Source organism: Parabacteroides sp. AF39-10AC, assembly GCF_003635405.1.
In the GTDB taxonomy this organism is placed as follows: domain Bacteria; phylum Bacteroidota; class Bacteroidia; order Bacteroidales; family Tannerellaceae; genus Parabacteroides; species Parabacteroides distasonis.
This window is the reverse complement of the sequence record NZ_QTLP01000007.1, coordinates 19,486-36,158: the sequence shown is the minus strand read 5'-3', so window position 1 is coordinate 36,158 and position 16,673 is coordinate 19,486. Positions and strand designations below refer to the sequence as shown.

At 42.7% G+C, this 16,673-nt stretch carries 17 protein-coding genes; 6 read left to right on the top strand and 11 right to left on the bottom strand.

Annotation, left to right across the window (positions count from 1 at the left end):
- Positions 1–15: 15 nt before the first annotated feature.
- The 10 genes from DW033_RS08165 to DW033_RS08120 all read right to left on the bottom strand — a co-directional run bounded on the left by DW033_RS08165 (position 16) and on the right by DW033_RS08120 (position 11,647).
- Positions 16–1,002, bottom strand: a complete 987-nt coding sequence (locus DW033_RS08165) for an HlyD family secretion protein (protein WP_005868022.1) — start codon at positions 1,000–1,002, stop codon at positions 16–18.
- Between the two features lie 34 nt (positions 1,003–1,036).
- The gene (locus DW033_RS08160; RefSeq protein WP_005868020.1) at positions 1,037–2,479 is read right to left on the bottom strand and encodes a TolC family protein; all 1,443 of its coding nucleotides are present in this window, start codon (positions 2,477–2,479) and stop codon (positions 1,037–1,039) included.
- 61 nt (positions 2,480–2,540) lie between these two features.
- The gene (locus DW033_RS08155; protein WP_005868019.1) at positions 2,541–3,740 is read right to left on the bottom strand and encodes an MFS transporter; all 1,200 of its coding nucleotides are present in this window, start codon (positions 3,738–3,740) and stop codon (positions 2,541–2,543) included.
- Positions 3,741–4,079: 339 nt separating this feature from the next.
- A complete protein-coding gene (locus tag DW033_RS08150) occupies positions 4,080–4,619 on the bottom strand; it encodes an FHA domain-containing protein (RefSeq protein WP_008771771.1) in 540 nt (179 codons plus the stop codon).
- 289 nt (positions 4,620–4,908) lie between these two features.
- Positions 4,909–6,477, bottom strand: a complete 1,569-nt coding sequence (locus DW033_RS08145) for a PAS domain-containing sensor histidine kinase (RefSeq protein ID WP_122382678.1) — start codon at positions 6,475–6,477, stop codon at positions 4,909–4,911.
- 141 nt (positions 6,478–6,618) lie between these two features.
- Complete coding sequence (locus tag DW033_RS08140) at positions 6,619–7,269, bottom strand: helix-turn-helix domain-containing protein (RefSeq protein ID WP_226769897.1); 651 nt, start codon at positions 7,267–7,269, stop codon at positions 6,619–6,621.
- A gap of 910 nt (positions 7,270–8,179) precedes the next feature.
- Positions 8,180–8,869, bottom strand: coding sequence for a hypothetical protein (locus DW033_RS08135; RefSeq protein ID WP_005868012.1), 690 nt, complete (start codon positions 8,867–8,869; stop codon positions 8,180–8,182).
- A 19-nt stretch (positions 8,870–8,888) separates the two neighbouring features.
- The gene (locus DW033_RS08130; protein ID WP_005868009.1) at positions 8,889–9,851 is read right to left on the bottom strand and encodes a glycosyltransferase family 2 protein; all 963 of its coding nucleotides are present in this window, start codon (positions 9,849–9,851) and stop codon (positions 8,889–8,891) included.
- Positions 9,852–10,096: 245 nt separating this feature from the next.
- Positions 10,097–10,972, bottom strand: coding sequence for an NAD kinase (locus tag DW033_RS08125; RefSeq protein ID WP_005855867.1), 876 nt, complete (start codon positions 10,970–10,972; stop codon positions 10,097–10,099).
- A 15-nt stretch (positions 10,973–10,987) separates the two neighbouring features.
- Positions 10,988–11,647: a CBS domain-containing protein gene (locus tag DW033_RS08120; protein ID WP_008771767.1), complete on the bottom strand. Its 660-nt coding sequence runs from the start codon at positions 11,645–11,647 to the stop codon at positions 10,988–10,990.
- 84 nt (positions 11,648–11,731) lie between these two features.
- Here DW033_RS08120 and DW033_RS08115 point away from each other — a divergent pair, with 84 nt between their 5' ends.
- The 5 genes from DW033_RS08115 (at position 11,732) to DW033_RS08095 (ending at position 15,125) form a co-directional block, all read left to right on the top strand.
- Positions 11,732–12,448, top strand: a complete 717-nt coding sequence (locus tag DW033_RS08115; RefSeq protein WP_008771766.1) for a pyridoxine 5'-phosphate synthase — start codon at positions 11,732–11,734, stop codon at positions 12,446–12,448.
- A 49-nt stretch (positions 12,449–12,497) separates the two neighbouring features.
- Positions 12,498–13,208, top strand: a complete 711-nt coding sequence (locus DW033_RS08110) for a MotA/TolQ/ExbB proton channel family protein (RefSeq protein ID WP_005855862.1) — start codon at positions 12,498–12,500, stop codon at positions 13,206–13,208.
- A 91-nt stretch (positions 13,209–13,299) separates the two neighbouring features.
- Positions 13,300–13,710: a biopolymer transporter ExbD gene (locus tag DW033_RS08105; RefSeq protein WP_005855860.1), complete on the top strand. Its 411-nt coding sequence runs from the start codon at positions 13,300–13,302 to the stop codon at positions 13,708–13,710.
- Positions 13,711–13,715: 5 nt separating this feature from the next.
- Positions 13,716–14,570 carry an energy transducer TonB gene (locus tag DW033_RS08100; RefSeq protein ID WP_008771765.1) on the top strand — a complete coding sequence of 285 codons (855 nt, stop codon included), beginning with the start codon at positions 13,716–13,718 and terminating at the stop codon, positions 14,568–14,570.
- A 9-nt stretch (positions 14,571–14,579) separates the two neighbouring features.
- Positions 14,580–15,125, top strand: a complete 546-nt coding sequence (locus DW033_RS08095) for a DJ-1 family glyoxalase III (protein ID WP_008771764.1) — start codon at positions 14,580–14,582, stop codon at positions 15,123–15,125.
- Between the two features lie 127 nt (positions 15,126–15,252).
- Here DW033_RS08095 and DW033_RS08090 read toward each other — a convergent pair whose 3' ends face one another.
- The gene (locus tag DW033_RS08090) at positions 15,253–16,329 is read right to left on the bottom strand and encodes a linear amide C-N hydrolase (protein ID WP_122382677.1); all 1,077 of its coding nucleotides are present in this window, start codon (positions 16,327–16,329) and stop codon (positions 15,253–15,255) included.
- A 99-nt stretch (positions 16,330–16,428) separates the two neighbouring features.
- On the opposite strand from DW033_RS08090, the gene DW033_RS24880 reads away from it, so the two are divergent.
- On the top strand, positions 16,429–16,673 hold a 245-nt coding region (locus DW033_RS24880), incomplete at its 3' end, for an EamA family transporter (protein WP_233554158.1).

The following is a 16,673-nucleotide window of genomic DNA, read 5'->3' as shown; positions in this document are numbered from 1 at the left end:
TACAAATGGATAGTATTAAGGGAGTTGATAGAGTACGGACATACCGGGACGCAATCCCTCCACCTTCTCCACCGGTAAGGCATGTATCTCGAAGGTCCGCAAGTCATAGCTACCAGTCTGCTTGGTAGATTTCCAAGTAGCGAAACTGCCCAACGGACTGATATAATTGATCTTGAACTCAATATCCTTCTTATCGATCGCCGGTACATCGGCGACAAACGTTCCTCCCATCTTAAATAAAGGCAAACGATCCTCACGTACGTTCAATACCACATGCACGTCATCTAATACGACTAAGTTCATGATTGGCATCCCGGCCCCAACCAACTCTCCCCGTTTCGGGAAGATAGCGGAGATTTGTCCCGATTCCGGAGCCGTCAACCGAGCGTCCTGTAAGAGAGCCGCCACCTCCTCCACGGTTCCTTGTGCCGCCGTCACCAACGAGCGGGCGCTCTCCTTATCTTGTATCTGCGCCCCGTCTACCGCCATTTGATATTGGCTATAAGCGGCACGTTCGGCGGCCTCAGCCGCTTTATACATGGCCTCCACCTCATCTTTACGCTGTGAGGTTACCACGCTATCTTTATACAAGGCATTGACCCGATCATAGGTAATCTTCGCCAATTGTAAATCCGATTTGGATTTATTCCACAATTGTTGCAAGGAAGCGATGATTTGCTTTCGTGTACCCTCATCCACTTTCTGGTGCTGATACTTCGCTATGTTCTCCATGGCGTTCACCTGTTGATATTTAGCCAATGCCTCCGGACTATTGATGACTACCAAGGTATCGCCTTGGCGTACATTCTGTCCCTCTTTTACCAGAAAGGTATCGATACGCCCCGGTAACTTACCGGAGATACGTATTTCCGTTGCCTCGATCTGCCCTTGCAAGATCACCGGCTTCTTTTTCAACAAGATCATCCCGATCAACGAGACAACTATAACAATCGCCAAGACTGCGACGAAGGCCACACTCAAATATCTCTTAGTTTTATCCATAACTCCTAAATTTTCAATTTTCAATTCTCAATTTTCAATTCCCCAAAAGCTCCTCGGTCTTTCCCTCCATCTTGTATTGGTGGAACTGCTCCGGCGTACCGCAGACAGACAGCAGATTAATCAAGGCTACATCATACTGATAATAAGCCAAAAGAAAAGCGGTCTTCACCTTCGCCAGCATAACCTCAGCATCGACTACCTCCGTAGAAGTAGCCATTCCCTCTTGGAAGGATTTCTTCCGCACCCGGACCAGTTCCCGGCTCATCTCGATCGTCGTATCCAAAGCTTTTACATTGTCCAAGGCATTTTGTAGCTGGCTGTAGAATTTATCGATACCGACCTCCAGATCCGTAATCGCCTTCTCCTTACCCAAATGAAGCGACTGACTAGCGATCTTTGCCTGCCGGATGGTTTTCTCCCGATTCAAGCCGTCAAAGATATTCCACGTAAAACCAACTCCCACCATCGTACGAGGCAACAAATATTTATCCAGTCCATCAGCGTACAAAGTCTGTTTGCCGAATAAAGCGATATTCGGGACATAAGCGGACCGGCCGATCTTTAGTTGATTATCGGCTACAACCTGCTGCAATTTCAATTGATTGACTATATAATTATTCATCGGAACCAGATCCTTGAAGTATTGGGCCGGAGGAAGCGCCTCATTAATAAATAAAGGAGTCGTGGTACGTACGTCGCTCCCCTCCTCCATATTAATCAAGCTTTTAAACGCCTGTTGGGCGACCGCTAAATCCTTACGGGCCGATTCCAGTTCTCGTTTCGCCTCGTCCATACTCACCTGAGCGAACAGACGCTCGGCCCGATTGATCATCCCGTTTTGCTCTAATTTAAGGGCTTGGTCATAATGGGTTTTCAAAGAATTGTACACTTCTGTTTTTACGTCCACCACGCTTTGTCCCAGACGAAGCCCGAAATAAGCCTCGATCAATAAGGATTGTTGGTTAGCATCCACTTGGCTCCTATTCACCTCCGCTATAGAGACCATCGTCTTTCCGATCTTGTTCGCGTAGATACGTTTTCCTCCCGTGAAAACAGGCCACGTCACCGTAGCGTCTATAGAAGTGATGTTTTGGGAGATTAGCGGAAGCGAGAAAGTACCTTGCCCGATCTTATCCAATACCGACATGATCAACTCATTATCCGGGATATAATTATGGACAAACTCCTTCGCCGGTTCCGTATATTTACTCAGCGACTGCCGTACCTCTATCGGATTCGACATATGTACGAAAGCACCCGCGGCGTTCACCGACGGATACCAAAAAGCGTTTAGCTTTTGATGCTCATTCCGAGCCCATTCCACTTCTTTCCCGGCTATTTTCAAGCTTTTATTTTCCTTATGAAGCAGGTCGAGAGATTGTTCCAAGCTTAAATCCACATCGTTCCCTTGGCTCCATGAAGCGCATGGAAGAAGATACAGCAAAAGAATACTGTAAGATACTATATTACTCACCATAAACTCATTTAGTAATTGACGTTCAGTTGGAGTAATAACAGCGAAAAAGGGAGGATTGTTTTTACTTCTTTTTCAAGTTGGGAAGGAACCAAGTAACCAGTCCTAAAAGAGGCATGAAGCCACATACGTTGTAGACAGCCTCTATTCCATAATGATCCGCCATATTTCCTAATACGGCCGAGGCTATACCCGCCACACCGAAAGCAAATCCAAAGAAAAGTCCCGAGATAAGACCTAATTTATAAGGAAGCAACTCTTGCGCATACAACAAAATAGCCGGGAACGCCGATGATAAGACCAACCCCACGCAAAAACTAAGCACGATCGTCCAAACGAATCCCACATGCGGCATCAACAAGCTAAATGGGGCTGCCCCTAGAATCGATCCCCAAATCACATATTTCCGTCCTATCTTATCACCGATAGGACCACCCGCCAAAGTTCCCATGGCCGTAGCGATCAGGAAGACGAACAAACAGATCTGCGAAGTCTGTACACTCACCCCAAATTTATGGATCAAGTAAAAGGTATAGTAGCTATTCAAACTAGCCATATAGATATATTTAGAGAAAATCAAGGTCAGCAATATCGAGATCGAAAAGACTGTTTTTCCCAAAGAAAGAGGCATCTCCACATGCGTCTCACCCGACTTCTTCTGCCATTTCACCCGACTCAAATACGCCTTATACCAACGGCAGATAGGAATCATCACCAAAATAGCGACGAATGCTAGTATAGAAAACAAAGCGATATGAGTCCGTCCATAAGGCGCCACCAATAGAGCAACCAGTAGCGGACCTAACGATCCGCCCAAATTACCACCCACTTGAAAAAGCGATTGCGCCAATCCCCTACGCCCTCCCGACGCTAGCGAGGTGATCCGGGACGCTTCCGGATGCAAAACCGAAGACCCGATACCTATCAAGAATACGGAGATCAAGACCCAATGGAGCGTAGAGGAAAAAGCGAGATTCAACAAGCCGACCAACGTAAAACTCATACCAATAGGTAACGACCAAGCCACGGGACGCTTATCAAAAACCAAACCGGTTATAGGCTGGAAAACAGAAGCGGATAATTGATAAACAAGCGTAATCAACCCGATTTGGGCGAAGCTCAACGCTAAATCATCCTTGAAAAGTGGATAAACCGCCGAGATAACGGATTGCAACGAATCATTCAAACAATGCGTAACACTTAACGCCACCAATACCCGGAATGCTGTTTTATTTACCGGCTGTTGTTTAGGAACCTGCTCCATGACTGTCCATATTTCTATTTAACCTCGTGCTCATTAACATTTCAAAAACCACACAAAAAGTTAGCTAATTTCTAGAAAAACAAACCCTAAGAGCCTATTTTAACCATAGTTAATACAACTATTCTTTCGGTTCTTTTCATTTCTTTATGTTAATCGGCTTAATCTTAATACCTATGAGCCTTGTTTTCTCAGTGATACTTCAGAGCTGTATCCCGGAATGAGCATATATCTTATAACTCACTCCCAAAACAAACGCCAAAATCCCTTATCTGCCATCATTCCGACCCGAAGTTAAAGATCGAGATCATTAACGGGAACAGCCTCTGAAGTTTTTTATATTTATTCCTCTTCTTCTCCCTCGTTCGCCGAATGTAAGATAAAAGTAGTAGCGCCAATCGTTACGATCGTACCCTCCCCGATACGTACTTGTTCTTTTTTACCGACCAATACATTTTTCACAAAAGTCCCGGTCAAGCTAGGAAAGTCACGCACCATATAAACGAACTTGCCATTAGTGTCTTTCTTTACATTAATCACACAATGCTTACGCCCCATACTTGGATCGCTCGTGATAATAGGGACATCTACACCTTCCGTATCCTTATTACGGCGACCAATCACATTATCTCCCATCACTAATGGTAGATCTTGCTTAAAAGCAAAACCATTCTCGATAATGGTAATATAACCGCAAGAGAAATCCGGTTCCTTCACCTCTTTTTCCTCACCGGTAGCCGTCTTCACCACCTTTCGGCCCAATTTAATCTTAAATTGCGCTCCACACTGCGGACAGACGAAGGCTAATACCTTCCCTTCCGGATATTTGGTCTCATCAAAAGACAACTGATTATCACATTTTGGACAGAATACTCTTTTCATACACTTAAATACAGGATCTAGTATTACAAACGGAGCGCAAATTTACGAAAAAACCTTCAGCTACACTCCTAAAATCTCATGGTTATGATTTTTTGAAACAAAAAAGGCTATCCATCACGGACAGCCAATCTCAATTGTTAACCTTAAATCTAATACCATGAAAAACACAGTGCAAATATAGAGGTTTTATGTTATGTAGCATAATATTTTATTTGCAAATCTCATATCCTTAACCAGATTTAACAAAAACCATGCTTTAAAACATATCCGTAAAATAATATATATCCCCTTAGAACTTAGGTTCATTCTCTTTAATCTCCTTCAAAGGCAAGGTAAACCAAAAAGTGGAACCTACTCCCAATGTAGATTCTACCCCGATTCGTCCCCCTAGTTTCTCGATAATATTTTTGCAAATCGCCAATCCTAATCCGGTACCTTGTTTGCAAGCGTTCAACTTAACAAAGCGATCGAATATAGTTCTACAATCTTCCTCCGAGATTCCCATTCCCGTATCCGAGACCGAAACTCGTATTTCATCATTCGATACCTTATAGGCTAATTTGATCTCACCTTCCGAAGTAAACTTAATCGCATTTGTCAAGAAATTAGAAATAACCTGTACGACTCGTTTCGGATCTGAGAAAACGGTCACGGGTTGTGAGCCCTGGTCGAAAACAAATCGAACGTTTTTCGGAATCTTCAAGGCATGTACCGCATAAGTTTCCTCACAGATCTCCTTAAAATCAAAATTTCTCTTCGTAATGTCAAAGGTTCCCGCCTCAATCTTTGAGAAATCAAGGATATCCTCAATCAATTGCAGAAGCAATTCACTATTCTTGTCAATGATATCCACATAAAACTCTCGTTCCTCCTCCTCTATCTCCTTGGTCTCTGCCAGTATATTCGCAAAACCAACAATAGCATTTAAAGGCGTACGGATCTCATGACTCATATTCGCCAAGAACATAGACTTAAGCCGATTCGCCTCTTTAGCCTTAGCTAACTCATATTCTTTCCGTTGACGCTCTCGTTCCACCCAGCGCAATTTATCTTGCATGGCGATCTCATCCGTTATGTCCATCAAGTAATAAAGGATTTTCGCTGGTCTTCCCGCCTCATCATATTTATAAGGGTACGCATACGCTCTCACCCAAACATATTGCCCCTCAAAAAGCTGTCGGTATTGAATACTATATTCACCGATCTCACCCGTAACAATCTTTTCAAAGCCTTGTACAAGTACCCTTTCCCGATCTTCCGGATGTACGATCTCACAAAAATCTTTTTTCGTTGTCAAGTTACTTGCTCTCAATCTGGATTTATTACCTAAAACACGTAAATCCAGATCGATATGCATCTTATCGGTTTTAACATCATATTCCCACAGCAAGGAATCACTGCAACGCATAACCGTTTTCAACTTCGTGAACAGTTCCTCTACTTTCTCCGACTTTTGATATTCTTCCGTCTCATCCGTAAACATTAGTACATATCCACAGATATCTTCAGCCTCTCCTTTCAACGGCACACATTTAATAGACAGACGTAAATTTGTACCTTCCTTTTTTGGGTCTATGTTATAGTACTCATTCGTTTGTATATTATCAAATTCATAATTACAATCGAACACAACCATTTCTCCCTGTTTCAGACGAGCGATCTTGTCCTCTGGAAAATTAGGATTCTCGAAAAGATTTATTCCCATAATATCCTTCCGGCTTATAGCGAACAAATTCTCGTCCGTCCTATTGAGATCCACTAGCTGCCCCCTCTCGTCATAAACTTCAATTCCAACAGGTAATTTCTGGAATAGGGCATTAAAGCTCATTTCCTCTAGCATTTTATTACATTGTCCCATCGTCATATTAAATTATAACCACTAATTCCCAACTTTAAATCAATCAAGCAATCTCCTCTATTATTTATACAACAAATGAACGATAATAACGATTGCAGCAGAAGTTTAAAGTTATAGAAATAATATGAAAATCAAACATAATTATGTTGAAAATATATGTTTTCGATATTGAGAAAGAGTCATTCCCGTCCGTTGACGAAAAAAGCGATTCAATGTCGATTGAGACGGAAAATTAGTCAATATAGCGATCTCCTGTATATTTAATCGAGAGTCACGTAGCAACGACTTTACCTCTAACACTATATAGATAGATAAAAACTCCTTGGCTGAAATGCCACACCTTTCATTCATGATCGCACTTAAATAAGTTGTCGTTATATTCAATTTATCCGCATAAAATCCGACATTCTTGTGATTCTTGAAATTCTCTGCCACGAGACTACAGAAATCATAGATCAATTGCTCTTTTCTCAAACTAGTCCTGAAAGGGATTTTCTTACGCACTTTCACATAATAGTCGTAAACATCCATGTAAAAAATCCCCAAGTAACATATAATCCGCTCCCTCAGAAGCCCATTACCCCGATACCGCTCAAGCTCATTCTCTATCAATTTGCAAAATGATTGAAAACGCTCAATACCATTATTATCCTCTATATTATAGTAAAAATGATCCTTCACGAAAAAATGAAATCCCGGATCAAAATGACGTAAGGAACTTAATACATCCCCATGTAGTACATGTGGTATGATGATAAACTTCGCCGAGAAGTCCTCACTCACGTTCCGCATTGAGCATAACTGTCTCGGAAATAAGAAAATCAATTCATTCTTATTCCATACATGCTTATTATCAAGCAAATGAATGATCGCACTACCTCTATTACATACTGCTATTATCCCGTAATCCAAAAAAGAAGGTTCTGAAGTCAATGGACTATCTTCAATCTGTTCCGTAATAATAAAGTCTTTTTCTAATCCGCCTAAAAAACGATCACATGTATTATACCTATTCTCTTGCATATACTCTTATAAATTAAGGGAATACGAAATCTTACCTCCAACAACAATCAACAGAATAATATTATATTTTGTTCTGTCCGTTAAGGTCCCAAGTATATTCGTTTGATATTTTTCTTTCCTTACCCCCTCTTCTATTAGCCATCAAACCTTATATATCAATTGGTGCTAACAGCTAACCAAGGAAATCATAAAAAAATACAAGACAAAATTATATAATAAAAAATTGACTATTAAATGCATAACTAAACTAAAAGCGTACAAAAACACATCAATTGTATACAAAATCGAAACAGACAAAGAATAACCGAAAAAGATCACAAAAATACAGTTAGCTTCATTGACAAAGTAAGTTAACTGAAATACCAAAGCAAGTCAACTTACTTTGCCGATGAAATTAGCTTACTTTGAAAGTATGGATGTTACCCTCGGAAAGGGGCGCTTAAGCAGTGTTCTCAAAAATTCGTGTATTCATGCCTCTATACAAAAAAGGCTATCCGTCACGGACAGCCAATCTCAATTGTTAACCTTAAATCTAATACCATGAAAAACGCAGTGCAAATATAGGTGGTTTTATGTTATGTAGCATACTGAATTATTTGCAAAATTCATTCACTTAACTCGATTTAACGAAATCATGCCCTAAAACATAGTTATTAACAAGAAAACTATTCGTTCAGATCTAATAGCTTCCCAAGAAATCGTCGAGGGAACGAGTATCATCATCTGGCATCAATTCTTTTTTCAAACGAAATTTGCGTTTATAGATAGCATCCTTCGTCACATTCAAGACTGACATCAGCTCCGCCGAAGTTAGCCGCAATTTGATCAAGCAACAAAAACGAATGGCATCCTCCGTCAAATCCGGATAAGCGACACGTAAACGACTTATAAAATCATCATAAAGAGTATTTACGATCTCGATCAAGTTTCTCCAATCTGAATCCGGCAATATCGTTTCCGATTTAGAAAGTATCTTCAGCTTCTTGAACGTATCCAACTGTTCCAGCAAACACTTCGCCAAACGCTCCTTTTCCTTGATCAAGGATTCCACGTCACGATGCGCTTTCCACTGAGCCGCATGCTGGTATTCCTTCAAACATTTCTCCTTCGCTTCCAATTGCTCCTTGATGTGCGACATCTCACGACTATAACGTTGTATCAAGATTTCATTTTTATCCACAAGACTCGCTATTTCTCTCAGTTCTTTCTCCTTTTTTGTCTTATAAAGGTGATAACGCAAAAAAGATAACAGAAGCAGGGTAAAAGCGACGATGATTAAAATGATCAGATAATAAATATCTACATAGAAATGCTCCGGCTCCTTTAGAACCGAGCTTATGGCAGTAGATGTGTGCAGCGCAAACTTCATATAAATAGTATTTATTATCTTAATACTTCTTTCTTAGAATTCCCTCTCTCCAAATCGCTTCCAAAAAGCCTGTCCCATATCCGATCAATTGGACAAAAGCCGCTATGATAGATAACAACGCAACGATTCCGTTCTTATTTCTCACTAAAGCGTCAAAAAAGATCAGCGAAATATAAAATAACAATAGCCCCCATACCTTTGGAACGAAAAAAGCGGAAATACATACCCCCAGCAGACCTACCACAAATAAGGCCGGCAGGCAATGTACCCATTTCAATGATTCCGGGTACTTCTGGTACAAGATAATCCTAGCGTACCCCGAATGCCATACTTGCCGGAAAAACTGGACGAAATTTGTTCTTCGCTTATGATAGACCCAAGCGCCCGGAAAATAACGGCATTTATAGCCTGCCGCAAAAATCCGGATACTAAAATCTATATCCTCTCCATAACGCATATCAGAGAAACCACCCAAGGCTTCATACACCTCTTTCCGCATTCCCATATTAAAACTCCGGGGATAGAATGCATCTAAATGCCTCCGGCTTCCTCGGATCCCTCCTGTCGTAAAAAAAGAAGTCATCGAGTAATTGACCGCTTTCTGTATAGCGGAAAAAGAAGAATGCGCCCTGTCAGCACCACCAAAGGCATCCACCTTATAACGCATTAAGGACTCGTGTACTTGTTCCAGATAGCTGGCCGGAACGATACAATCCGAATCCAAGACAATCACGATCTCTCCTTCCGCATAACGTACCCCTTGATTGCGAGCCAAGCCTGGACCTGAATTCTCTATATAGAAATAGCGAATCCTCAAGCGGTTATTATAGGCATTGACTATGGGCTCACAAGGTATAGAAGAACCGTCGTCCACTACGATAACCTCAAAATGTACATATGTCTGCCGGGTAAGGCTGTTTAATAAATCGTCTATCTCCTCCGGACGATTGTAGACAGGAATAATAATTGAAAATACTTCCATTAAGCTAGATTTAATCTGCCGACAAAAGTAAAGAGTTAAAAAGCGTGTGTCAAAAAAGGGCACTGGACAAATAGAGGACATAGCTGGACATCGAATACCCCCTATTTTTTACCCCATAATAGAAAAACTGGACAAAATCCATAAGATACGCTCAGTTTATCCATACGGAAAAGTCTATTTATCAACAGCTTACAAAATACAATACTATCCGCTACTATTTGGACAAAGACTGGACGCACACAATATTATTTCATTCGCACATCTGCCCCCCACATTAATTTTTCCCGAAGCGTCTGATAAAAAGTATGGTTATAGCGCTTGATGACTTTCGTCGTATAATCGGCCTTGCTCATCTTTAATTCGATACCTGCCGGGAATATTTCCGAACGTCCATCCAAAGAGATCAGAAAATATTTATTCCGGCTCTCTACCCGAAGCGTTATTATATCTGAATCCGGAATCACCAACGGACGCACGTTCAAGGAATGCGGAGCGACCGGACTCAAGACAATGCTATTACTTTGCGGGACGATAATCGGCCCATTTACGCTCATCGAATAGGCCGTGGAACCGGTAGGTGTAGCCACTACCAAACCATCCGCCTGATAAGAAGTCAGATATTCCCCATTCAAGAATGTATGAATCGTAATCATCGAGGAACTATCACGCTTCAGCACGGCGATCTCATTCAAGGCGTAATTATATCCGCGAAACGCACGGTCTTCCGTATATAAACGCAAGAGGGTTCGTTCCTCTACCTTATAGTAATTCTTAAAAATCTCATCCAGCGTATCCTCAACCTCATTACTGCTGACATCCGCAAGGAAGCCTAGCCGTCCGGTATTAATACCTAAAATAGGAATATCCTGTTTATTTACCCGGGCCGCCGTACGAAGGAACGTACCATCTCCTCCCACGCTAAGCGCTATATCCAGATCAAACTCATCACCCACTAATAGCCCGCTCACCACTGGCTCAAAACCAAAAGCATCGGTAAGGAATGTATAAAAAGGGCTGTCCACATAAATATCAGCCTCTTGTTCACGAAGCTTCTCAAACAAGCGTTTAATCAGATTCTGTCTCTCGATCTGATATTCACTTCCAAATATTCCAACTTTCATTCTACGCTCCTTACTTTACATATTCATATAATGTAATAACTCATTCATCCGCTGCTGCAACATATCATCCACCATCCCCTTCTCCATAAAATGATAAAGCACCGTATAATTGAAACGCTCGAAACTACGGATCACGGGAGAGGCATCTTCCAAATCAATCTTAAGGGTTATAAGCAGACGGCCCGTATCTTTATCTTGATGGGATAACAAATTAAGGACATGGGCATTATTCGCCTCTACCAAACGGGCGATATCCGTTAATGAATAATCCTGTGGCATCATTTCCAATACGATCACGCTTCCAGCCGCCTCCGCATTACATAGCTCGGATAAAGCATCTACCAAACGATCCCGGGTAATCGCCCCCAAATAAGTTCCGTCCACGGAAACCACAGGCAACAGGCTCAATCCATATCGGGTTATCATTGCCAACGCTTCATGTAAATGTCCATTTTCCGAAATCGCCGGAGCGAATAAAACCGGCTCACCGATCGTAGCCGAAGGATCCGGCAGCGCCAATAAGTCTTTTTCCGACACTAAACACTGGTATGCGTTATCACTCAATAACGGAAGATGCTTGAGTTTAAAATCCTCCATTAACGCCAACGCATATTCCGCTGTGTCAAAACTTTTTAACACCGGAATTTCCTTTGTTATGAAATCTTTCACCAACATTATTCTGTTAATTCCCTAAATCCTGCTAAATTTGCCGATACTTTTGTGCAAATGTAATGAAAGAAAAAAGATATACGATATACAATGACAAATTTAAGTGTAAACATTAACAAGGTTGCTACTATTCGTAACGCGAGAGGTGGCAATATGCCAAACGTGCTGAAAGTAGCGCAAGACTGTGAATTATTCGGGGCACAAGGAATTACGGTTCATCCCCGTCCGGATGAACGACACATACGCTATAGCGATGTTTATGGACTAAAACCTCTTATCCGGACAGAATTTAACATAGAAGGTTATCCTTGTGATAAATTCATCGACTTGGTATTGAAGGTAAAACCGACCCAAGTCACACTGGTTCCGGACGCTCCGGATGCCATCACGTCGAACTCAGGTTGGAACGTAAAGGACAATTTCGATTACTTAAGCGAATTGGTAGACACCTTTACCTCACAAGGAATCCGTACATCCATCTTCGTCGGAACAGACTTGGCGAATATCGAACTAGCGGCGAAAACAGGTACGGACCGTATTGAGCTATATACGGAACCTTATGCGACCTTTTATCCGGAAGATCGTGACAAAGCGATCGCTCCTTTTGTAGAGGCCGCTCAATTAGCTAAAAACTTAGGATTAGGCGTAAATGCCGGACACGACTTGAGCTTAGAAAATCTGGCTTTCTTCAACAAGAATATCCCTTGGCTGGAGGAGGTTTCTATCGGCCATGCCTTGATTTGTGATGCGCTCTATCATGGTTTGCAAGAGACGATCGCTTTATACAAGGCATGCTTGAATAATTGAGAATGGAGAAGAATTGAATATTGAAAATTATAACCTATAATTCAAAACGATGAGTATTTTACTTTCACTACAGGCCGTGGGCTCTCAGGCGGCAGATCAAATGCCGGATTTAACGGCTGTAACCCTTCCTACGGAAGCGGAAATCAATGTGATAGACCTTGCCTTTAAGGGAGGTTGGATTATGGTGGTATTGTTACTGCTCTCTCTGATGGCTATTTATATTTTTGTTCAACGTCTGATCATCATTCGCCGTGCGGGAAAAGAAGACGAGACGTTCATGAATCGTATTAAGGACTATATCCATGAAGGAAAAGTGGACTCGGCTCTCAATTTATGCCGGAGCACCAACACACCTTCCGCCCGTATGATCGAGAAAGGCATTACCCGTTTGGGCCGTCCGATGAACGATGTGCTCGTAGCGATCGAGAATGTCGGAAATTTGGAGATCGCTAAACTGGAAAAAGGTTTCCCCTTGATCGCGACGACCGCCGCCGGCGCTCCCATGCTTGGTTTCCTTGGGACAGTAACCGGTATGGTACGTGCTTTCTTCGATATGGCAAACGCAGGCACCAATGTTGATGTCTCCCTATTATCCGGCGGTATCTATGAGGCCTTGGTAACAACCGTTGGCGGTCTGGTAGTTGGTATCATTACATTGTTCGCGTACAACTATCTGGTATCTCAAGTAGATAACGTCGTGAACAAGATGGAGGCTCGTACGATGGAATTCATGGATTTATTAAATGAACCGGCTAATTAATTGATAATGGAGAATTGAAAATTGAAGATGAGCCAACTCTCCTCTATTTAATTTTCAATTCTCCATTTTCAATTTTCAATTATAAAAAATTATGGCTCTAAAAAGAAGAACAAAGGTAAACGAAGCGTTCAGCATGGCCTCTATGACCGACGTCATATTCCTCTTGCTGATCTTCTTCATGGTTACCTCTACCGTAGTAATCCCGAACGCCATCAAGGTTACCTTGCCGCAAGCGCAAAAGCAAACAGCGGCGAAACCTCTTACGAGGGTAACGATAGACGCGAACTTGAATTACTACGTGGCATTTGGAAAGCAAAAAGAGGTACAGGTCTCATTTGATGAGATCACTCCTTTCTTGCAAGATAGTTACGCGAAGGAACCGGAGATGTTCGTCGCCTTATATGCCGACGAGACCGTGCCTTACAAAGAGATTGTAAAGATACTGAATATAGCGAACGAGAATAAATTCAAGATGGTGCTTGCCACCCGTCCGCAGAAATAACAGATATGAGACTGAATAAGGATGACATATACAGTTTAATCGGTACCGTTGCTTTTCACGGTGTCATTCTACTGATACTTTGGTTTACCGTATTGAAAACCGAGGTACCGGATGAAGACGGGGGTGTACTCGTTAATTTCGGGAATGTAGATGCCGCCGCCGGAATGTTCGAGCCCAAGTATACCGGGCAAGAACCGCCTCAGGAAACGACCACTCCCCCTCCTCCCGTACCGGAGCCGCAAGTGGAAACACCCAAGCAGGAACTCATCACTCAAGATATCGAGGAAAGCGTAGCCCTTGAGGACGCTAAAAAGAAGAAAGAGGAAGAGAAACGCAAGAAACAAGAGGCTGAGAAGAAACGGAAAGAAGAGGAGGAGAAAGAACGTATCCGCCGGGAAGAAGCCGAGAAGAAGCGTCTGGCCGAGGAACGCCGCAAGAAGGAACAGGCCATTAGCAACAAGGTGGCCGGAGCTTTTGGTATGGGAAACGCCGAGGGTAACAGCCAAGGCGACGCTGAAAGCGGAACCGGTAACCAAGGAAGTCCGTTCGGTAACTCTGATCACGGGGCGAATGAAGGCGTAGGCGGTTACGGATCATTTAATTTGAACGGCCGTTCCATTGGTGCCGGAGGTCTCCCTCGTCCCGCTTACACGATCCAAGAAGAAGGTCGTATTGTTATCAATATAACCGTAGATCCGAAAGGCAATGTTATATTTGCCGAGGTAGGCCGGGGAACTAATATCGACAACGCCTCCATGCGTAAAAGCGCTTTGGACGCAGCTCGAAAGGCGAAGTTCAACAGTATCAGTGGCGCTAATAACCAGAGTGGTACTATTACTTACGTGTACAAATTTAAATAATTGAATCTTATGAAGAAAGCGATCGTATTCTTAGCGAATGGCTTCGAGGAAATGGAAGCCACGGGAACCGTAGACATTTTGCGTCGCGGAGGTATAGACACGAAAACAGTCTCCATCACAGACGACCGTAAAGTGGTGGGTGCCCATCATATGGAATATATGGCAGATGCCCTACTTTCCGAAACTGATTTTTCAGGTATAGACGCCTTGATCTTACCGGGAGGTATGCCCGGAGCATCCAATCTAAACGAGTCTGAGGCGGTAAAGGAGGCCTTATTGCAACAATATCGCCAAGGAGGTATCGTAGCCGCTATCTGCGCCGCCCCGATGGTATTGGGCGGCCTTGGCTTATTAAAAGGCCGTAAAGCGACTTGCTACCCCGGGTTCGAACCGAAATTGATTGGTGCCACGGTAACAGGCGAGGCTGTCGAGGTAGATGGAAATGTGGTAACCGGTAGAGGACCGGGCTTGGTATTCAATTTTGGCCTAGCTTTAGTATCTGTACTAAAAGGTGACGCGGTTGCGGAGGAAGTTGCGGCCGGATTACTATTATAAGATTTAGATCATCAGTCGAAACCCAATAGAATAGGGAACGTAATCCATTGAGTTATGTTTCCTATTCCATTGAGTTTTATCACCTATCCTATTGACTTACGAGATATCCCCCAAAGAGCTCCCTGCCCTATTCTATTTTGATCGTTTCAACCGCTTGTCGCTTCGTCCCATCCATGGATACCGCACGATAACGAACCGTGGAGAAATCAATGGAACGTAAATCTATATTCCGAATAACGCTATTGTACATCGTACGGTAATAAATCACATGGTTTCGCATATCCGTAACCGAAGTCCATTGAGTAGCGCTCGGTATATCGCAAGGTACTTGCCCTAATGGGAATTCGATCCCTACGGGAATATCAAAATTATTCAATATCTGGAAACACTGGAAGACCGTTTCCAATGCGGTTTCTTGTTGTGGGGCCGAAGCTTGGTAAAAAGCCGCACGAACGAAACGTGACGGTGGAGTTACGTCGCCCGGAATCCCAAGGAAACCGCTTCCCGCACCCAATGAAGACAACTCGATATTTCCTAATTGTTGATTGGGGGCCGTACCCGGGAAAAGATTAACATAATTATTCAGGTTCGTCAGATGCCACTCGAAACTGGGAGAATTAGTCAGAACTCCTAACGTATTCTCATAGAAGTGTAGCTCACCCTTAATAATCTCAAGAACCAGTTGACACCCCGACGGCTCGGCAAACCGCCAATGAACGGTAGACGCACGGGGATATATATTGATAACATGCACTTTCTTAACAGCCTCTTTCACCTCCTCTACATTTGAACATTCCCCCAACAGCCAAGACACTAATTGCAGATCAGAGATACTTTTATCCCGAACTGCGGCATTATATTTCTCATATTCACCGTACTTTGGAAAATAAAACAATCCAGCCGATAACCCAACCTCATTGAGTCCTTCAGCGATAAATTCCTTTTGCTCCACTGCCAAGCCCACATATCCATAACGTGCCGTGAAAGTCATTCCATCAACCCCATTCGGAGTATACGATCGTTCGGTGTATCCTCTTGGAACCACGACATACTGGCTGTTCAAATTACTTCCACCCCATTCTATCGTACGTGCTACAATAGTCGTACTGTCCTTGCTTTTTAAGGTAATACCGGTGCAAGCCTCTGCAGCGGAAGGATTAATAAGCAAGCCGGCAATCGCAAATAAAATAAAGAAATATCTCATAAACATCATTTTTGATAAAAACAAGCGACAGGAGAAGGTTGTTTTCAAGATTTCAAGACTTTTTCGTATGTTTGCGGTCATTTTATCAAAAAGTATAATATGAATAATAATCTAAAAGGTTTCGCTTATGGAATAGCGACTTCTGTTACATTCGGTTTAATCCCTTTGTTTACATTGCCTCTTATGGAGAAGGGTATGCGGTTTGATTCGATATTGTTCTATCGTTTCTTATTCGCGGCCATCGCCTTATCGGGTATGCTTCTAGCAAAAAAGGAATCTTTCAGAACAGAGATGCGAAACCTACCGATATTGATTTTATTGGGTGCTTTTTATACAGGCTCGGC